The sequence below is a fragment of the Streptomyces sp. L500 genome (assembly GCF_054551825.1).
The window spans coordinates 17,124-30,585 of the sequence record NZ_JBTOLC010000039.1 but is presented as its reverse complement, the minus strand read 5'-3'; the positions used below and the strand labels follow the sequence as shown (position 1 = coordinate 30,585).

The following is a 13,462-nucleotide window of genomic DNA, read 5'->3' as shown; positions in this document are numbered from 1 at the left end:
GGAATCACTTCGGGGTACATAGCTGATCTCAGTTCTGGTCTCATTCGCCTCCGTCCAACATCATCCGGACGGAGGCGCCACATGCGCTCCACCACAGGTCAGAACGCAGATGCCCTCGCCGGGTCCCCGGACGAGCGTTTGGAAAGCATCTTGGGGGCAACCCCTCACGAGTTCGAATCTCGTATCCTCCGCCAGCGCCTCACCAGGCACTATCGAAGGCCCTAACCGGTTCGCCGGTCGGGGCCTTCGTCATGCCGTGGTTGCAGTTGCCGCCTGGCAGCGGCTTCGCCCCGCTCTCGTACGGATGTCAGCCCCCTGTGCCAGGCTGCAACTGTGGATCTGGAAGAGCTGCTGAGCGCCATGGATCGGACCGCCGCAAACCTCGCGAAGCTCGAACGTGTGTGGGAGCAAGCCGCAAGCTTCATGCCCAGCCGTCAGTCGAGCACTGCATCGGGCCGGGAGTACGACGACCTCGTTCGCGCATGGGCAGACCTCCTTGCCGGCTTGCCGACGATCGACGGCTGGACGATCACCGACCCGCTCCCCGACATCGATGAACTCGATCGATCCATGTTTCAGACGCGGGACGCCGGCGTCTCAACAGCCTGGGTCGAAGACATGGCAGCACAGCCGGGCAAGGACCTGGCTGAGTACCGTCACAGGCTCAACCGGGCCCGTCGACGGGCCGCACGCGACCGGCTGCGACAGCTCCAAGTGCTGGTCGACACAGCCTTGCCCCTACTCGTCCAGGGAGTGCCCCGCGATTCCCGGGAGCAGCTGACCGCCCCTGCCGTGGGCCAGATCACAGCTGCCGTGACAGAGATCGAACGGCTGATGGGAGACGCGGCACAGCGACTCGGTCGATGGAGCGACCTCTACCGCCACATCCGGTTCGGGCAAGGTCACGACTGGCACGACATCGCCGAGTTCGATTGGCCCAGCGTGCGGGTCGACGTATCCGCCGCCGGCTTCTCGGACACGGATCCACTTCCCGTCCCCGATGCCGACCTCGGCCAAGCATCGGCCGGACATCTCACCGGTCAGGCGACCACCGCGCTGGAGTGGAGCATTCTGAACGACGACGGCTTCGAACGGCTGCTGTTCGACCTGCTGCGAAGCTTCCCGACGCACCAGAATGTGCAGCTGCTTTCCCATACACGGGCCGCCGACCGAGGGCGGGACCTTTCCATGGACCGCATGTTGCAGGACAGCACCGGTGGCATGCGGAGTGAGCGAGTCATCATCCAGGCCAAGCATTGGCTCACGAAATCTGTGAACCTGCCCGCTGTGTCCGGCACGGTGGCGACGGTGAGGCTGTGGGATGCCCCGGTGGTGCGAGCCTTGATCATCGCGACGAGCGGGCGCTTCTCAAGCGATGCCGTGATGTGGGCTGAAAAGCACAACGACAGCGGCAACGCACCATTCATCGAACTCTGGCCTGACAGCAAGCTCGAAGTCCTACTCGCCCAGAAACCCCACATCGCTGCCGCCCACGGCCTCCGGTAGAACTCGGCGAGACCACACTGAGCTCCTGCGTTTCCTGCACTCGTGCGGGGCGCCACCTTGCTGCACTCGGATCTGAGTTGGGAACCCCGTCCGGTCAACAGCCTCACCACAACGATGGCCGATGCCGCCCCTGAAGAGATGAAGCAGACGCTGAAAAACGTGGGCATCGACGGCGGGTTACTGAGCATCCCTATGTGCGGAAGCACAATCCTCGGCCGGGATGAAGCCAAATGGCTGGACGCCTGTTACTCAGCCAGTGTGACCCTACGAGCTGGCTGAATAACAGGCTGGGGCCTGGTGGCCTACGGGCCCCAGTCTGCTGTTCAAGCCTGGTGGGTCGCACACGTCTCCTCGCCCTTCAGCAAGGTCGCCTTCCCCGAGTAGTTGCGTCCTGCAGGCATCGTCCGGTCCACAAATCCCGAAAGATCCAGGCCATAAGAACACCCAGCTCTTGCTCCAAGATCGGCCGACAGGAATGGTGGGCGCCATGTCTTCTACCTGGGTGGCCATCGACTTCGAGACCGCGAACGAGCACCGGGGCAGCCCGTGTGCCGTAGGCATGGCGAAGGTCGTCGACGGCCGCATCACCGACACCTGGGGCACGCTGATCCAGCCGCCCGTCGGCCTGAGCCACTTCAACCCGTTCAACGTCGCTGTCCACCGCATCACGTCGGACGCGGTGGCGGGCGCACCCGACTGGAAGGCCACGCTGAGCGAAATCCTCGCGTTTGCCGACGGTCTCCCCCTCGTGGCACACAACGCCGGCTTCGACATGAGTGTCATACGGGCTGCCTGCACCGCTGAGGGCCTGCCCTGGCCCGAGCTGCGATACACGTGCTCGCAGGTCATTGCCCGCCGCACATGGAAGCTGCTCTCGTACAGCCTGCCGTACTGCACTGATGCTGCTGGGATCGTCCTCGACAACCACCACAATGCCGACGCGGACGCGACCGCATCGGCTGAGGTCATGCTCGCCGCGATGCGCACCGCCGAGGCGGATTCTCTCGACGCTCTCCTGTCCGGTCACCAGGTCCGATGGGGCTGGATGACACCGACAGGTGAATGGCAGGGCAGCCACCACAAGGGCCGCAGTGCCAGGGCCCGCACACCACTGCCTGGCGCGAACCCGGACGCCGACCCGGACGGCGAGCTGTACGGGGCGGCCGTGTGCATCACCGGCACGCTGACATCCATGACCCGCGACGAGGCGTTCCGCAAGCTCGCCGAAGTCGGGGCCCAGCCGGAGAAAAACGTCACCAAGAAAACGAGCATCCTCGTCTCCGCCTCCCAGACCCAGCTCAAGCCCGGCGCCGCCCTGAGCGGCAAGGCCGAGAAGGCCCAGGCCCTCCTGGAAACCGGCCAGGAGATCGAGGTCCTGGACGAAGACGAGTTCCTGCGCCGCCTGGGCAGCTGACCCCAGCTGCGTGCTGTAGCCGCTGGCAGGGGCCACCCTGCGCCTTGACCTGCGAGAACAGGCACCGCGCGGTCTCAGTTCTGGTCTCATTCGCCCCCGTCCAACGGGGTCCGCCAGCCCACCCGTCAACAGCTCCGCCCCAGGCCGGCACCGCCCCGCACCCGCCCGAACCCCCGGACGAACATTTGGAAAGCGTGTTGGGGGCAACCCCTCACGAGTTCGAATCTCGTATCCTCCGCCAGTGCCTCACCGGGCACTACCGAAGGCCCCGACCGGGAAACCGGCCGGGGCCTTCGGCGTTCCCTGGCGCGTGACGCCCATCACAGGCGGCGCCAGGTGTGGCACGGCGCCACACCGCCCATCGGCACCCCACCCCACCATTGGTAATGGTTTCCGTTTTCATATAGCGTGGCGGCACGCACCCGACGACGGAGGTCCCGTTCCCATGGCCGTGCCCAAGCGGAAGATGTCCCGCTCCAACACCCGCCACCGCCGCGCCCAGTGGAAGGCGAGTACGCCCCAGCTGGTGCCGGTCACCGTCGAGGGCGCCGTACACATGGTTCCGCAGCGCCTGGTGAAGGCGTACGAGCGCGGGCTGCTGCGCCCGGAGGGCTGACGGCCATGGCTGATCACCGGCTGCCGGTGACCGTCCTCTCCGGCTTCCTCGGCGCGGGCAAGACGACCCTGCTCAACCACGTCCTCGCCAACCGCGACGGGCTGCGCGTCGCTGTGATCGTCAACGACATGAGCGAGATCAACATCGATGCCGCGCTGGTGCGGGGCGGAGAAGGCGCGCTGTCGCGGACCGAGGAACGCCTGGTCGAGATGACCAACGGCTGCATCTGCTGCACCCTGCGGGACGATCTCCTCGAGGAAGTGGACCGGCTGGCCCGCGAAGGCCGCTTCGACTACCTGCTCATCGAGTCGAGCGGGATCTCCGAACCGATGCCCGTCGCCGCCACCTTCGCCTTCCCCCGGGACGACGGCGCGACCCTCGGCGACCTCGCCCGGCTCGACACCATGGTCACCGTCGTGGACGCCGCGAACTTCCTGCCCGAGCTCGCCGGCGGCGACGGCCTGGTGGAGCGCGGCCTCGACCAGTACGAGGACGACGAGCGGACGGTGAGCGATCTCCTCATGGACCAGATCGAGTTCGCCGACGTCATCGTGGTCAACAAGCTCGACCTGGTGAACGCGGCGGACGCCGACCGGCTCCGGGCGGCGCTCGCCCGGCTCAATCCGGCCGCCCGCGTCGTGCCGGCCGAGCACGGCCGGGTGGACCCGTCGGCGATCCTCGGCACCGGCCTCTTCGACCTGGAGCGCGCCCAGCAGGCGCCCGGGTGGGTCAGGGAGCTCAACGGCGACCACACCCCCGAGACCGAGGAGTACGGCATCTCCTCGACGGTCTTCCGCGCCGGGAGGGCCTTCCATCCCGAACGGCTGTGGACGTTCGTCACCGAGGAACTCGACTCCGGGGCCTACGGCCAAGTGCTGCGTTCCAAGGGGTTCTTCTGGCTGGCCGGCCGTGACCGGGTGACCGGGCTGTGGTCGCAGGCCGGGGCCGTGGCCCGGTTCGAGCCCGCCGGCGCCCGCGAGCCCGGCGGACAGGGGCAGGAAATCGTCTTCATCGGTACGGAGTTGCGTCCCGAGGCACTGCGGCAGGCGCTGTCCGCCTGCCTCGTACGGCCGGACGAGTCGCAAACGTCATGGCCCGACCCCTTCCCCGCCTGGGACGCCCACGGCCTGGACGACGGCGCCTGCGAGCACGATCACGGGCTGGAGACAGTCCGCGCGTGAGGCCAGGGCCCCGGGCCCGGCTGTCAACCGTCCCGCCAGGGTCGCCCCGGCGGGACGGCACTCGGCCGGCGGCGGCCCGCAGCTGACACGCCACCCCGGGGTCCGGGCGATCCGCGGGCGCGTCGTGGCTTGTCGCGCAGTTCCCCGCGCCCCTACGGGGCGCCGTGCCCCGGACCGCAGGCGCAGCCGGAGCCGCACGTCGGGTACGGCGTGTGAACGATCACGGTCAGCGCTCCTGCGTCTGTGCCTGTTCCTCCTTCCGGCAGCAGTCCGGACAGCGGCCGGAGAGTTCGACGGCGTGCCGGACGTCGGCGAACCCGGAGGTCCGGGCGATCCGGGCAGCCCATTTCTCCACGGGGTCGGATTCGACGGGCAGGCTGAGGCCGCACTCGGTGCAGACCAGGTAGCGGCGGTGGTCGGGGCCGGGGCGGTGGCGGAAGAGCCGCCCGCCGTTGGTGTCACGGAAGATGTCCGCACGGCCGGCCTCGGCCAGGGCGGTGAGGGTGCGATAGACGGTGGAGAGGCCGACGGACGAGCCCTCGGCCACGAGCCGCTTGTGCAGGGCCTGGGCGCTGACGAAGCCTTCCGCCACGACAAGGGCCCCCAGAACCACCGCACGCCGCTGTGTGGCGCGGCCGATCAGCGCCCGGTGGCCTCGCCCAGGGCCTCTGCGATGCCCTGGAGCTGGGTGGTCTGCCACTGCTGGAAGCCACGGGTGAGCCGCCTCCGCGCGAGCCGCGCCGCAGCCATGGCTCCGCCACCCTTCCGGAATACCCCTGGGGGGTATATCGTTCATGTTGTCGGAAGGGACGCCGGGCAGCGCCCGGCACCGCACCCCGCCCATGACCCGTAAGGAAGCAGCCATGACCTCCCAGACGAACTCCGGCACCGGCATCACCACGGTCTACAAGGTGACCGGCATGACCTGCGGCCACTGCGAGGGTTCGGTCTCGCAGGAGGTCTCGGCGATGGCGGGCGTGACGTCCGTCAAGGCCGTGGCCGCCACCGGCCTGGTCACCGTCGTCTCCGCCGGTCCGCTGGACGACGAGGCCGTGCGCGCCGCCGTGGACGAGGCGGGCTACGAGCTCGCCGGCCGCGCCTGACGATCTCGGTACCCCTCCCGGGTACCTCCCCGGTATTCCTCCGGTACCCCTCGCCGGTCCGTACCGCTCCGCTCATACGGACGCCGTACGGTCCGGCCCTCCTCCAGGAGATCCGCAGCAATGACCAGCATCGCTCCCGAGCAGACAACGGCCGTGCCGGCCGTCGACGTCGAACTCTCCATCGGCGGGATGACCTGCGCCTCGTGTGCCGCGCGCATCGAGAAGAAGCTCAACCGGATGGACGGCGTCACGGCGACGGTCAACTTCGCCACGGAGAAGGCCAAGGTCTCCTACGGCCCGGGCGTCGAGGTCGCCGACCTGATCGCGACGGTGGAGAAGACCGGCTACACCGCCCAGGAGCCCCCGAAGCCGGCGGCCCGCGCGGAGGCGGCGGCCCCGGGTGAGGACCGGCAGGGCGACAGCAGCGGCGACAGCGGCGGCGATAGCGACAGCGGCGGCTACAGCGGTGAGCTCGGTGCCCTGCGTCAGCGGCTGCTGGTGTCGCTGGTCCTGTCGGTGCCGGTGGTGCTGATGGCGATGGTGCCCGCGCTGCAGTTCGACAACTGGCAGTGGCTCTCGCTCACCCTGGCCGCCCCCGTCGTCGTGTGGGGCGCGCTGCCCTTCCACAAGGCAGCGTGGACCAACGCCCGGCACGGGGCCGCGACGATGGACACGCTGGTGTCGATCGGCACCCTCGCCGCGCTCGGCTGGTCGCTGTGGGCCCTGTTCCTCGGCCACGCGGGGATGCCGGGCATGCGGCACGGCTTCGACTTCTCGGTCTCGCGGGCCGACGGCTCCTCCTCCATCTACCTGGAGGCCGCCGCCGGAGTGACCGCCTTCATCCTCGCCGGGCGCTACCTGGAGGCGAAGTCCAAGCGCAAGGCCGGTGCCGCGCTGCGGGCGCTGCTGGAGCTGGGCGCCAAGGACGTGACCGTCCTGCGCGACGGGCGTGAAGTCCGCGTCCCCACAGCCGAGCTGGCCGTCGGCGACCGGTTCGTCGTCCGCCCCGGCGAGAAGATCGCCACCGACGGCACCGTCGTGGAGGGCGGCTCCGCCGTCGACGCCTCCATGCTCACCGGTGAGTCCGTGCCCGTCGACGTGACCGCCGGCGACACCGTCACCGGCGCGACCGTCAACGTCTCCGGCCGACTCGTCGTCGAGGCCACCCGCGTCGGCGCCGACACCCAGCTCTCCCGCATGGCCAAGCTGGTGGAGGACGCGCAGAACGGCAAGGCCGCCGTCCAGCGCCTGGCCGACCGCATCTCCGGCGTCTTCGTCCCCGTCGTCCTGCTGATCGCCCTGGGCACGCTGCTGACGTGGCTGTTCGTGACCGGCGACGCCACCGCCGCGTTCACCGCCGCCGTCGCCGTCCTCATCATCGCCTGCCCCTGCGCCCTGGGCCTGGCCACGCCGACCGCCCTGATGGTCGGCACCGGCCGCGGCGCCCAGCTCGGCATCCTCATCAAGGGCCCCGAGGTCCTGGAGTCCACCCGCCGCGTCGACACCGTCGTCCTGGACAAGACCGGCACCGTCACCACCGGCCGCATGACCCTCCAGGACGTCGTCACCGCCCCCGGCGTCACCGAGCACGACCTGCTGCGGCTGGCCGGAGCGCTGGAGCACGCCTCCGAGCACCCCATCGCCCGCGCCGTCGCCGACGGCGCCGCCGCCCGCACCGGCACGCTGCCCGTACCGGAGAGCTTCGAGAACGTCGCCGGGCTGGGCGTGCAGGGCGTCGTGGAGGGCCACGCGGTTCTCGTGGGGCGCGAGACGCTCCTCGCCGAGTGGGTGATCGAGCTGCCCGTCGAGCTCGCCGCCGCCAAGGCCGCCGCCGAAGCGGAGGGCCGCACCGCCGTGGCCGTCGCCTGGGACGGCGAGGCGCGAGGCGTCCTCACCGTCGCCGACGCCGTCAAGGACACCAGCGCCCGGGCGATAGCCGAACTGCGCCGCCTCGGCCTCACCCCCGTCCTCCTGACCGGTGACAACAAGGCCGTCGCCGAGGCTGTGGCCCGCGAGGTGGGCATCGACGAGGTCATCGCCGAGGTCCTGCCGCAGGACAAGGTCGACGTCGTCAAGCGGCTGCAGGGCGAGGGCCGTTCGGTCGCCATGGTCGGCGACGGCGTCAACGACGCCGCCGCCCTGGCCACCGCCGACCTGGGCCTGGCCATGGGCACCGGCACCGACGCCGCCATCGAGGCCGGCGACCTCACCCTCGTCCGGGGCGACCTCCTCGTGGCCGCCGACGCCATCCGCCTCTCCCGCCGCACCCTCGGCACCATCAAGGGCAACCTCTTCTGGGCCTTCGGCTACAACATCGCGGCCCTCCCCCTCGCGGCGGCCGGCATGCTCAACCCGATGATCGCGGGCGCGGCCATGGCCTTCTCCTCCGTCTTCGTCGTCACCAACAGCCTCCGCCTCCGCCGCTTCCGCTGAGGCCCGAGCCCTGGCAGGGAGGCCCGGACCGCACCACGCGGTCCGGGCCTTGCCGCAGGTGTGGCTCGCGTCATATGCCGGTAGTTTGGGGATTCGGGGCAGCCGTCCAGGGGGTCCAGGAGGTCGCGATGTTGCGGCAGACCCGACTGCCCGGCGAGTCGGCGGAGTACCTCGCCGCCCGGGAGGAGCTCCGTCTCGCCGAGATCGAGCTCATGCGGCAGCGCGAGGCGGTCGCGGCCCGGCGGCGGGCGCTCCCCCGGGGGACGCCGGTCGACGACTACGTCTTCGCCGAGGGCCCCGCCGATCTGGACGCGGGCGACGCGCCCGTGCGCGAGGTCGCGCTGAGCGGGCTGTTCACCGCCCCGGACCGGCCGTTGATCGTCTACCACTTCATGTACGGCAAGCGGCAGACCGAGCCGTGCCCGATGTGCACCATGTGGATCGACGGCTACAACGGCGTCGCCCACCACATCGCCCGGAACGCCGACTTCGTCATCGCCGCGGCCGCCGACCCGCCCACCCTGCGGGAGCACGCCCGGCGGCGCGGCTGGGCGCGGCTGCGGCTGCTGAGCTGCGGGGACAGCCGCTTCAAGTTCGACCTGGGCAGTGAGGACGAGGCCGGCGAGCAGGACTCGACCCTCTCCGTCTTCACCCGGGACGCCGACGGCACGGTCCGCCACACCTACTCCGCCCACCCGCGCCTGGCCGAGGACATCCAGGAGCGCGGCATCGACCTCCTCAGCCCCGTCTGGCACCTCCTCGATCTGACGCCGGGCGGGCGGGGCGCCTGGTATCCGGGGCTGGACTACTAGGCCGGGACGTACGCACCGGGAAACCCCCTCCGCCCGCTTCGCGGCGGGAGGAGGGGGTCTCCGTGGGCGGCGGCCGGAGAGACGGGGGTGCCCGGTCATCGGTGGGCTCTCTCCGGGGGCGCCGCCCGGGATGGTGGATCAGGGGTTGGTCGTGGGGTTCGTGTCGGCGGGCGGGGTCGACGGGCGGTTCTGCGATGGGGTCGCCGGTGGGGTCGAGCGCATGTTGCGGGCGTGTTCGAGGGAGCAGATCTGCATGCCGAAGGAGCGGAGCCGCCACATCTTTCCCGAGTTGCCCTTGATCTCGTCGACGCTCGGGTAGCCCTTCTCGTCGTGGGCGACGTTGTTGAGGGCGTAGACCTTGCCGTCGGGCGCCTGGAAGGTGATGGCGAAGCCGCTGTACGGCGTCGTGTTGCAGGCCACCTTTCCCTTGTCGGGCTTGAGCGGCCACGCGGCGCCGAACTGGTCGGCGGTGACCGCCTGCGGGTTGCTCTCGGCGCCCGGCCACTTCAGGACGGCGTCACGCTCCTCGGAGCAGCCCGTGACGAGGACGGCGCCGGCCAGCACCCCGGCCGCCAGGGCCAGCGCGCGGGCCCTCGTCCCGCGAGTACGAGTGATCATGAGTTTCCCGCCGCCTTTCGTGCCGCGTGAGTGATGCCGAAGGTGAAGAGGGCGATGGCCGCGATGCTGACGGGGACGGTGACCGACATGCGGTGCAGGTCGAGGTAGTTCGCCCAGGAGTAGGGGATGACCGGCCACAGCGTCTGCTGCATGGTGGTGCCGCCGACCAGCACGCCGATGAGGATCCCGATGATCCCGACCACCACCGCCACCGCCTGCGACGTGCGGATGGCCAGCCACAGGCTGAACGCGGTGAGCATGCCGCCGACCGCCGCGCCGGTGAGCGCGAGGGGCCAGGCGTGGCCGCCCGGGATGCCCGCCGCCAGATAGACGAGGGCGATGACCACGGACATCGCGACCGCGATCCCCACCGTGAGGCCCGTGAGCGCCAGGGCCGGCCGGGCCGCGCCCGTGGAGCGGGCGGCGACCGCCCGCCACCCCTGGCCCACGGCGCTCCACGCCACCAGACCCAGCACCAGCGTCCCTATGGGCAGGATCAGCAGCGTGAACAACTGGATGCTCACGTTCGGGTCGTGCCAGGACAGCCACAGGGCGATCAGGCCGACCGCCGCCGGGCACATCCACGTCAGCGCCGTGCCGCGCAGCATGCCCGCCACCGCCGGCAGGACCCTGGGGGTGCCGGGGCGTGCCGCCTCGGTCAGTGCCGACGCTGTGTTCACGGGCGCCGTCCGCGCCTGTGCCGTGCGGTGCTTCGCGATGCTCCGCGTCCCCCGCGGGCTTAGCCGCGGCAGCAGCAGGAAGGGGACGGCCAGCAGCGCGCCCAGCACCGTGGGCGGCCACGGGGACGCCTCGGCGAGCGCCGAATGGGCCTCCAGCGCCACGCCGTTGGCGTGCGTGCCGATCAGCGGCAGCGCGCCGCGGTCCAGCCAGGTGAACGGCAGGGCCGCCCAGGACGAGGACTCGGCGTTCACGACGGCCAGCATCGTCCAGGCGAAGCCCACGCCGAGGACGACCGCCCACGGCGTCTGCCGGGCCACCCACAGGAGCAGCGCCAGCATGCCCAGTTGCGACAGCCAGGGCACCACGACGGCCTCGGCCGCGCGGTCCAGGGGGACTCGCTGCGCGGAGTTCATCAGCCCGACGATCAGCAGCGGCGTGGCGCCGCCCAGCAGGTTGAGCAGGAGCGACCGGAGGGCCAGCACGCCGAACCGGCTGACGTGCCGGTGGAGCGGATTCACGGGCCGGTACCAGGTGGCTCCGCCCCGGGAGACGTCGTCGATACGGGTGGCGGTGGCCACCAGCAGCGCGGTGAGCATCGGGCCGACGAACATCGCCCACAGGTTCTGGTAGCCGAGGAGGTCGTGCCAGGTCTTTCCGGAGCCGGCCTGGGCGGACCCCGTGGAGACGTACAGGGCCGTGTTCACCAGGCCGAACGCCAGGCCGCCCAGGGGGAGGTACGTCACCGCGCTGCGCCGCCAGATGGCGGACTCCGCGCGGAGCGTCGCGAGCAGGCCCGGTACGGGGGCCGGGGGCAGGGCGGTCGTCATGACGTCATCGCCCCGGCCCCGTGCCCCGCGCCCGTCAGGGTGAAGTAGGCGCGCTCCAGATCGCCGTCGGGCGCCAGGTCGGCGAGCGGGCCCTGGTAGCGGAGGCGGCCCTGGGCGATCAGGCCGATGTCATCGGCCACGGAGGCGACTTCGCCCAGCAGATGGCTGGAGAGGACGATGGTGCGGCCGGTGTCGGTGAAGCGGCGCAGCGTCGTGCGCAGCGCGGCGATGCCTTCCGGGTCGAGGCCGTTCTGCGGTTCGTCCAGGATGAGGACGTCGGGGTTGCCCAGCATGGCGATGGCCAGGGCGAGGCGGCCCTTCATGCCGGTGGAGAAGCTCTTGGCCTTCTTGCGGTCCGAGGCGTTCAGCTCGACGGAGGCCAGCACCCTGTCGACCTCGGCCTCCGGGACGCCGAGGAGGTGACCGTGGACCATGAGGTTCTGCCGGGCGGACAAGTGGCCGTAGAAGCTGGGGCCGTTGATGCTCGCGCCGATGCGGGAGAGCGCCGGCCGGTTCCAGGGTTGCCCGAACAGCCGTACCTCTCCGGCGCTGGGTGGTAACAGGCCCAGGATCATCTTCAGGGTGGTGGACTTGCCGGCGCCGTTGGGGCCGAGCAGGCCGTAGATGCGGCCCGGCCGCACGGTGAGGTCCACGGAGTCGACCGCCGTCGAGCGCCGGAAGGCCTTGGACAGGCCCCGGGTCTCGATCACCGGTGTGCCCCCGCCCCCGATGGGCATCTCCGGATTCGCCGCCGAGTACATGATCTCTCCGTTCTGCTACAGCATGTAGCACTTGTGGGTGTGCGGATGCCCCGCCGCACACGGGATGTCTTTACGTCACAGCAGGATGCTCACGGCGCCGACCAGCGCCCCCGTCGCGATCCGCACCGACCACGCCTGCCACGCCGGCATCACCCGGGGCGGCGCCGCCAGCGCCCTTGCGCGGTGGGCCAGTTCTATGCCGGGGTCGAGGAATCCGGCACTGACGGTACCGACGGCGCCCACGCCGCCGGCCCCCGTGGCCGACAGGCCCGGACGGGCCGACCGGGCCTTGGCGTCTATCTGCGCGCACAGCGCCTTCGCCACGGCCGCGGCGCCGTCGGCCTCACGGGCGTTCTGGTCGGCCCACAGCTCGGCGGTGAGCCGCACTTCGGCGAGGACCGCCTTCCGGCCGGGGATCCACCACCAGGACCGCAGCGCACAGGTGGCCAGGAAGATCCACAAGGGGTGGTGCGCCCGCGCGTGGGCGCGCTCGTGCTCGATGATCGCGGAGGCGTCCGAGGACTCCGCCACCGCGGAGCCGAGGATGATGCGGGGCCGGACCAGGCCGACCGTGCTCGCCAGACTCCGCTCGGCCTGACCCTCGCCCTGCACAATCCAGACGTCGCCGCACTGGCGCGGCGCGAGCAGCGCGACCGTACGGCCCGTGCGGGCCACCTGGACCGCCCCGGCGACGAACGACACGGCGATCGAGACCAGCGGCACGACCGACGCCGCGAGCATCAGCTGCGCCCCCAGGGCCTGCAGCACATGCTGTCCGTCGATGTCCGTGACGCCGTTGCTGATGCCCCAGGCCATCGGCGCCCGCCACGGCAGCGCGTCGCGCAGCGGGCTGTGCGGCATATAGGGAACGGCCGTCGCCAGCAGGGGCGTCACCGCGAGGCCCACCGCGAGGACGAACCGTTCCCGGGCCGGTAACCGTGCCGACAGCCGGCGCAGCGCGTGCCACAGGCCGACGGCGACCAGGGGGCACCACCAGGCGAGCAGCACCTGTGGATAGCCCAACCAGCTCATGCTCACGCGGATACCCCCGCAGCGCCCTCGGAATCATCCTTACCGGCCTTACCGGCCTCGCCCGACGGATCGGCGATGCCGGCCAGCAGCGCGCGTACCTGCGCGAGCTGGTCGGCATCGCCGCTCACCGTCCGGACGAAGTTCGCCACGGCGAGGTCACCGAAGCCGTCGACCACTTGGCGCACCTGCTCGGCCGCCACGCGCTGCTCGACCTCGCGCCGGGAGGACCGCGCCCAGTACACGTACTGGCGCCCCTCCTTGCGGCGGGCCAGCAGCTCCTTGATCACCAGGCGCTCCATCACCGTCTTGACGGTGGTGTACGCCTGGCCGCCGTCGAGGCGCCGGGCACAGGTGCTCACGTCCAGCTCGGCCGACGACCACATGACATCCAGGATCGCCAGCTCAAGCGGCCCGAAGTGCGCCGCCAGGCCCTGGCCCCGACTACCTCTCCACGACGACATGCTACGCACCATAGCAG

The 13,462-nt window shown here is 70.8% G+C and carries 14 protein-coding genes; 8 read left to right on the top strand and 6 right to left on the bottom strand.

The annotated features are described in order from the left end of the window. Positions 1 to 333: 333 nt before the first annotated feature. From ACX9I7_RS26215 to ACX9I7_RS26195, 5 genes are all read left to right on the top strand, one after another. Complete coding sequence (locus ACX9I7_RS26215) at positions 334 to 1,506, top strand: restriction endonuclease (protein WP_459388714.1); 1,173 nt, start codon at positions 334 to 336, stop codon at positions 1,504 to 1,506. Positions 1,507 to 1,548: 42 nt separating this feature from the next. After that, positions 1,549 to 1,785, top strand: a complete 237-nt coding sequence (locus tag ACX9I7_RS26210; RefSeq protein ID WP_459388713.1) for a hypothetical protein — start codon at positions 1,549 to 1,551, stop codon at positions 1,783 to 1,785. 223 nt (positions 1,786 to 2,008) lie between these two features. Next, positions 2,009 to 2,920 carry an exonuclease domain-containing protein gene (locus tag ACX9I7_RS26205; RefSeq protein ID WP_459388712.1) on the top strand — a complete coding sequence of 304 codons (912 nt, stop codon included), beginning with the start codon at positions 2,009 to 2,011 and terminating at the stop codon, positions 2,918 to 2,920. A 445-nt stretch (positions 2,921 to 3,365) separates the two neighbouring features. Then, positions 3,366 to 3,536, top strand: coding sequence for a 50S ribosomal protein L32 (gene rpmF, locus ACX9I7_RS26200; protein WP_392751049.1), 171 nt, complete (start codon positions 3,366 to 3,368; stop codon positions 3,534 to 3,536). Positions 3,537 to 3,541: 5 nt separating this feature from the next. After that, entirely contained in the window at positions 3,542 to 4,717 is a 1,176-nt protein-coding gene (locus ACX9I7_RS26195) for a GTP-binding protein (RefSeq protein WP_459388711.1), read from the top strand. Between the two features lie 226 nt (positions 4,718 to 4,943). On the opposite strand, the gene ACX9I7_RS26190 is transcribed toward ACX9I7_RS26195, so the two are convergent. Further along, on the bottom strand, positions 4,944 to 5,357 hold the full coding sequence (locus ACX9I7_RS26190) for a Fur family transcriptional regulator (protein WP_459388731.1): 414 nt from the start codon (positions 5,355 to 5,357) through the stop codon (positions 4,944 to 4,946). A gap of 202 nt (positions 5,358 to 5,559) precedes the next feature. On the opposite strand from ACX9I7_RS26190, the gene ACX9I7_RS26185 reads away from it, so the two are divergent. The 3 genes from ACX9I7_RS26185 (at position 5,560) to ACX9I7_RS26175 (ending at position 9,065) form a co-directional block, all read left to right on the top strand. Further along, on the top strand, positions 5,560 to 5,820 hold the full coding sequence (locus ACX9I7_RS26185) for a heavy-metal-associated domain-containing protein (RefSeq protein ID WP_459388730.1): 261 nt from the start codon (positions 5,560 to 5,562) through the stop codon (positions 5,818 to 5,820). 120 nt (positions 5,821 to 5,940) lie between these two features. After that, the gene (locus ACX9I7_RS26180) at positions 5,941 to 8,253 is read left to right on the top strand and encodes a heavy metal translocating P-type ATPase (protein WP_459388710.1); all 2,313 of its coding nucleotides are present in this window, start codon (positions 5,941 to 5,943) and stop codon (positions 8,251 to 8,253) included. 128 nt (positions 8,254 to 8,381) lie between these two features. Then, the gene (locus ACX9I7_RS26175) at positions 8,382 to 9,065 is read left to right on the top strand and encodes a DUF899 family protein (RefSeq protein WP_459388709.1); all 684 of its coding nucleotides are present in this window, start codon (positions 8,382 to 8,384) and stop codon (positions 9,063 to 9,065) included. A gap of 138 nt (positions 9,066 to 9,203) precedes the next feature. On the opposite strand, the gene ACX9I7_RS26170 is transcribed toward ACX9I7_RS26175, so the two are convergent. The 5 genes from ACX9I7_RS26170 to ACX9I7_RS26150 form a co-directional block, all read right to left on the bottom strand. Continuing rightward, positions 9,204 to 9,683, bottom strand: coding sequence for a hypothetical protein (locus tag ACX9I7_RS26170; RefSeq protein ID WP_387573405.1), 480 nt, complete (start codon positions 9,681 to 9,683; stop codon positions 9,204 to 9,206). Then, positions 9,680 to 11,191 carry a hypothetical protein gene (locus ACX9I7_RS26165; protein WP_459388708.1) on the bottom strand — a complete coding sequence of 504 codons (1,512 nt, stop codon included), beginning with the start codon at positions 11,189 to 11,191 and terminating at the stop codon, positions 9,680 to 9,682. Before ACX9I7_RS26165 ends, ACX9I7_RS26170 begins: the two co-directional genes overlap by 4 nt. Continuing rightward, on the bottom strand, positions 11,188 to 11,952 hold the full coding sequence (locus ACX9I7_RS26160) for an ABC transporter ATP-binding protein (protein ID WP_387573401.1): 765 nt from the start codon (positions 11,950 to 11,952) through the stop codon (positions 11,188 to 11,190). Before ACX9I7_RS26160 ends, ACX9I7_RS26165 begins: the two co-directional genes overlap by 4 nt. 75 nt (positions 11,953 to 12,027) lie before the next feature. Beyond that, positions 12,028 to 12,984: a M48 family metalloprotease gene (locus ACX9I7_RS26155; RefSeq protein ID WP_459388707.1), complete on the bottom strand. Its 957-nt coding sequence runs from the start codon at positions 12,982 to 12,984 to the stop codon at positions 12,028 to 12,030. A gap of 2 nt (positions 12,985 to 12,986) precedes the next feature. Then, positions 12,987 to 13,445, bottom strand: coding sequence for a BlaI/MecI/CopY family transcriptional regulator (locus ACX9I7_RS26150; RefSeq protein ID WP_459388706.1), 459 nt, complete (start codon positions 13,443 to 13,445; stop codon positions 12,987 to 12,989). Between the last annotated feature and the right edge of the window lie 17 nt (positions 13,446 to 13,462).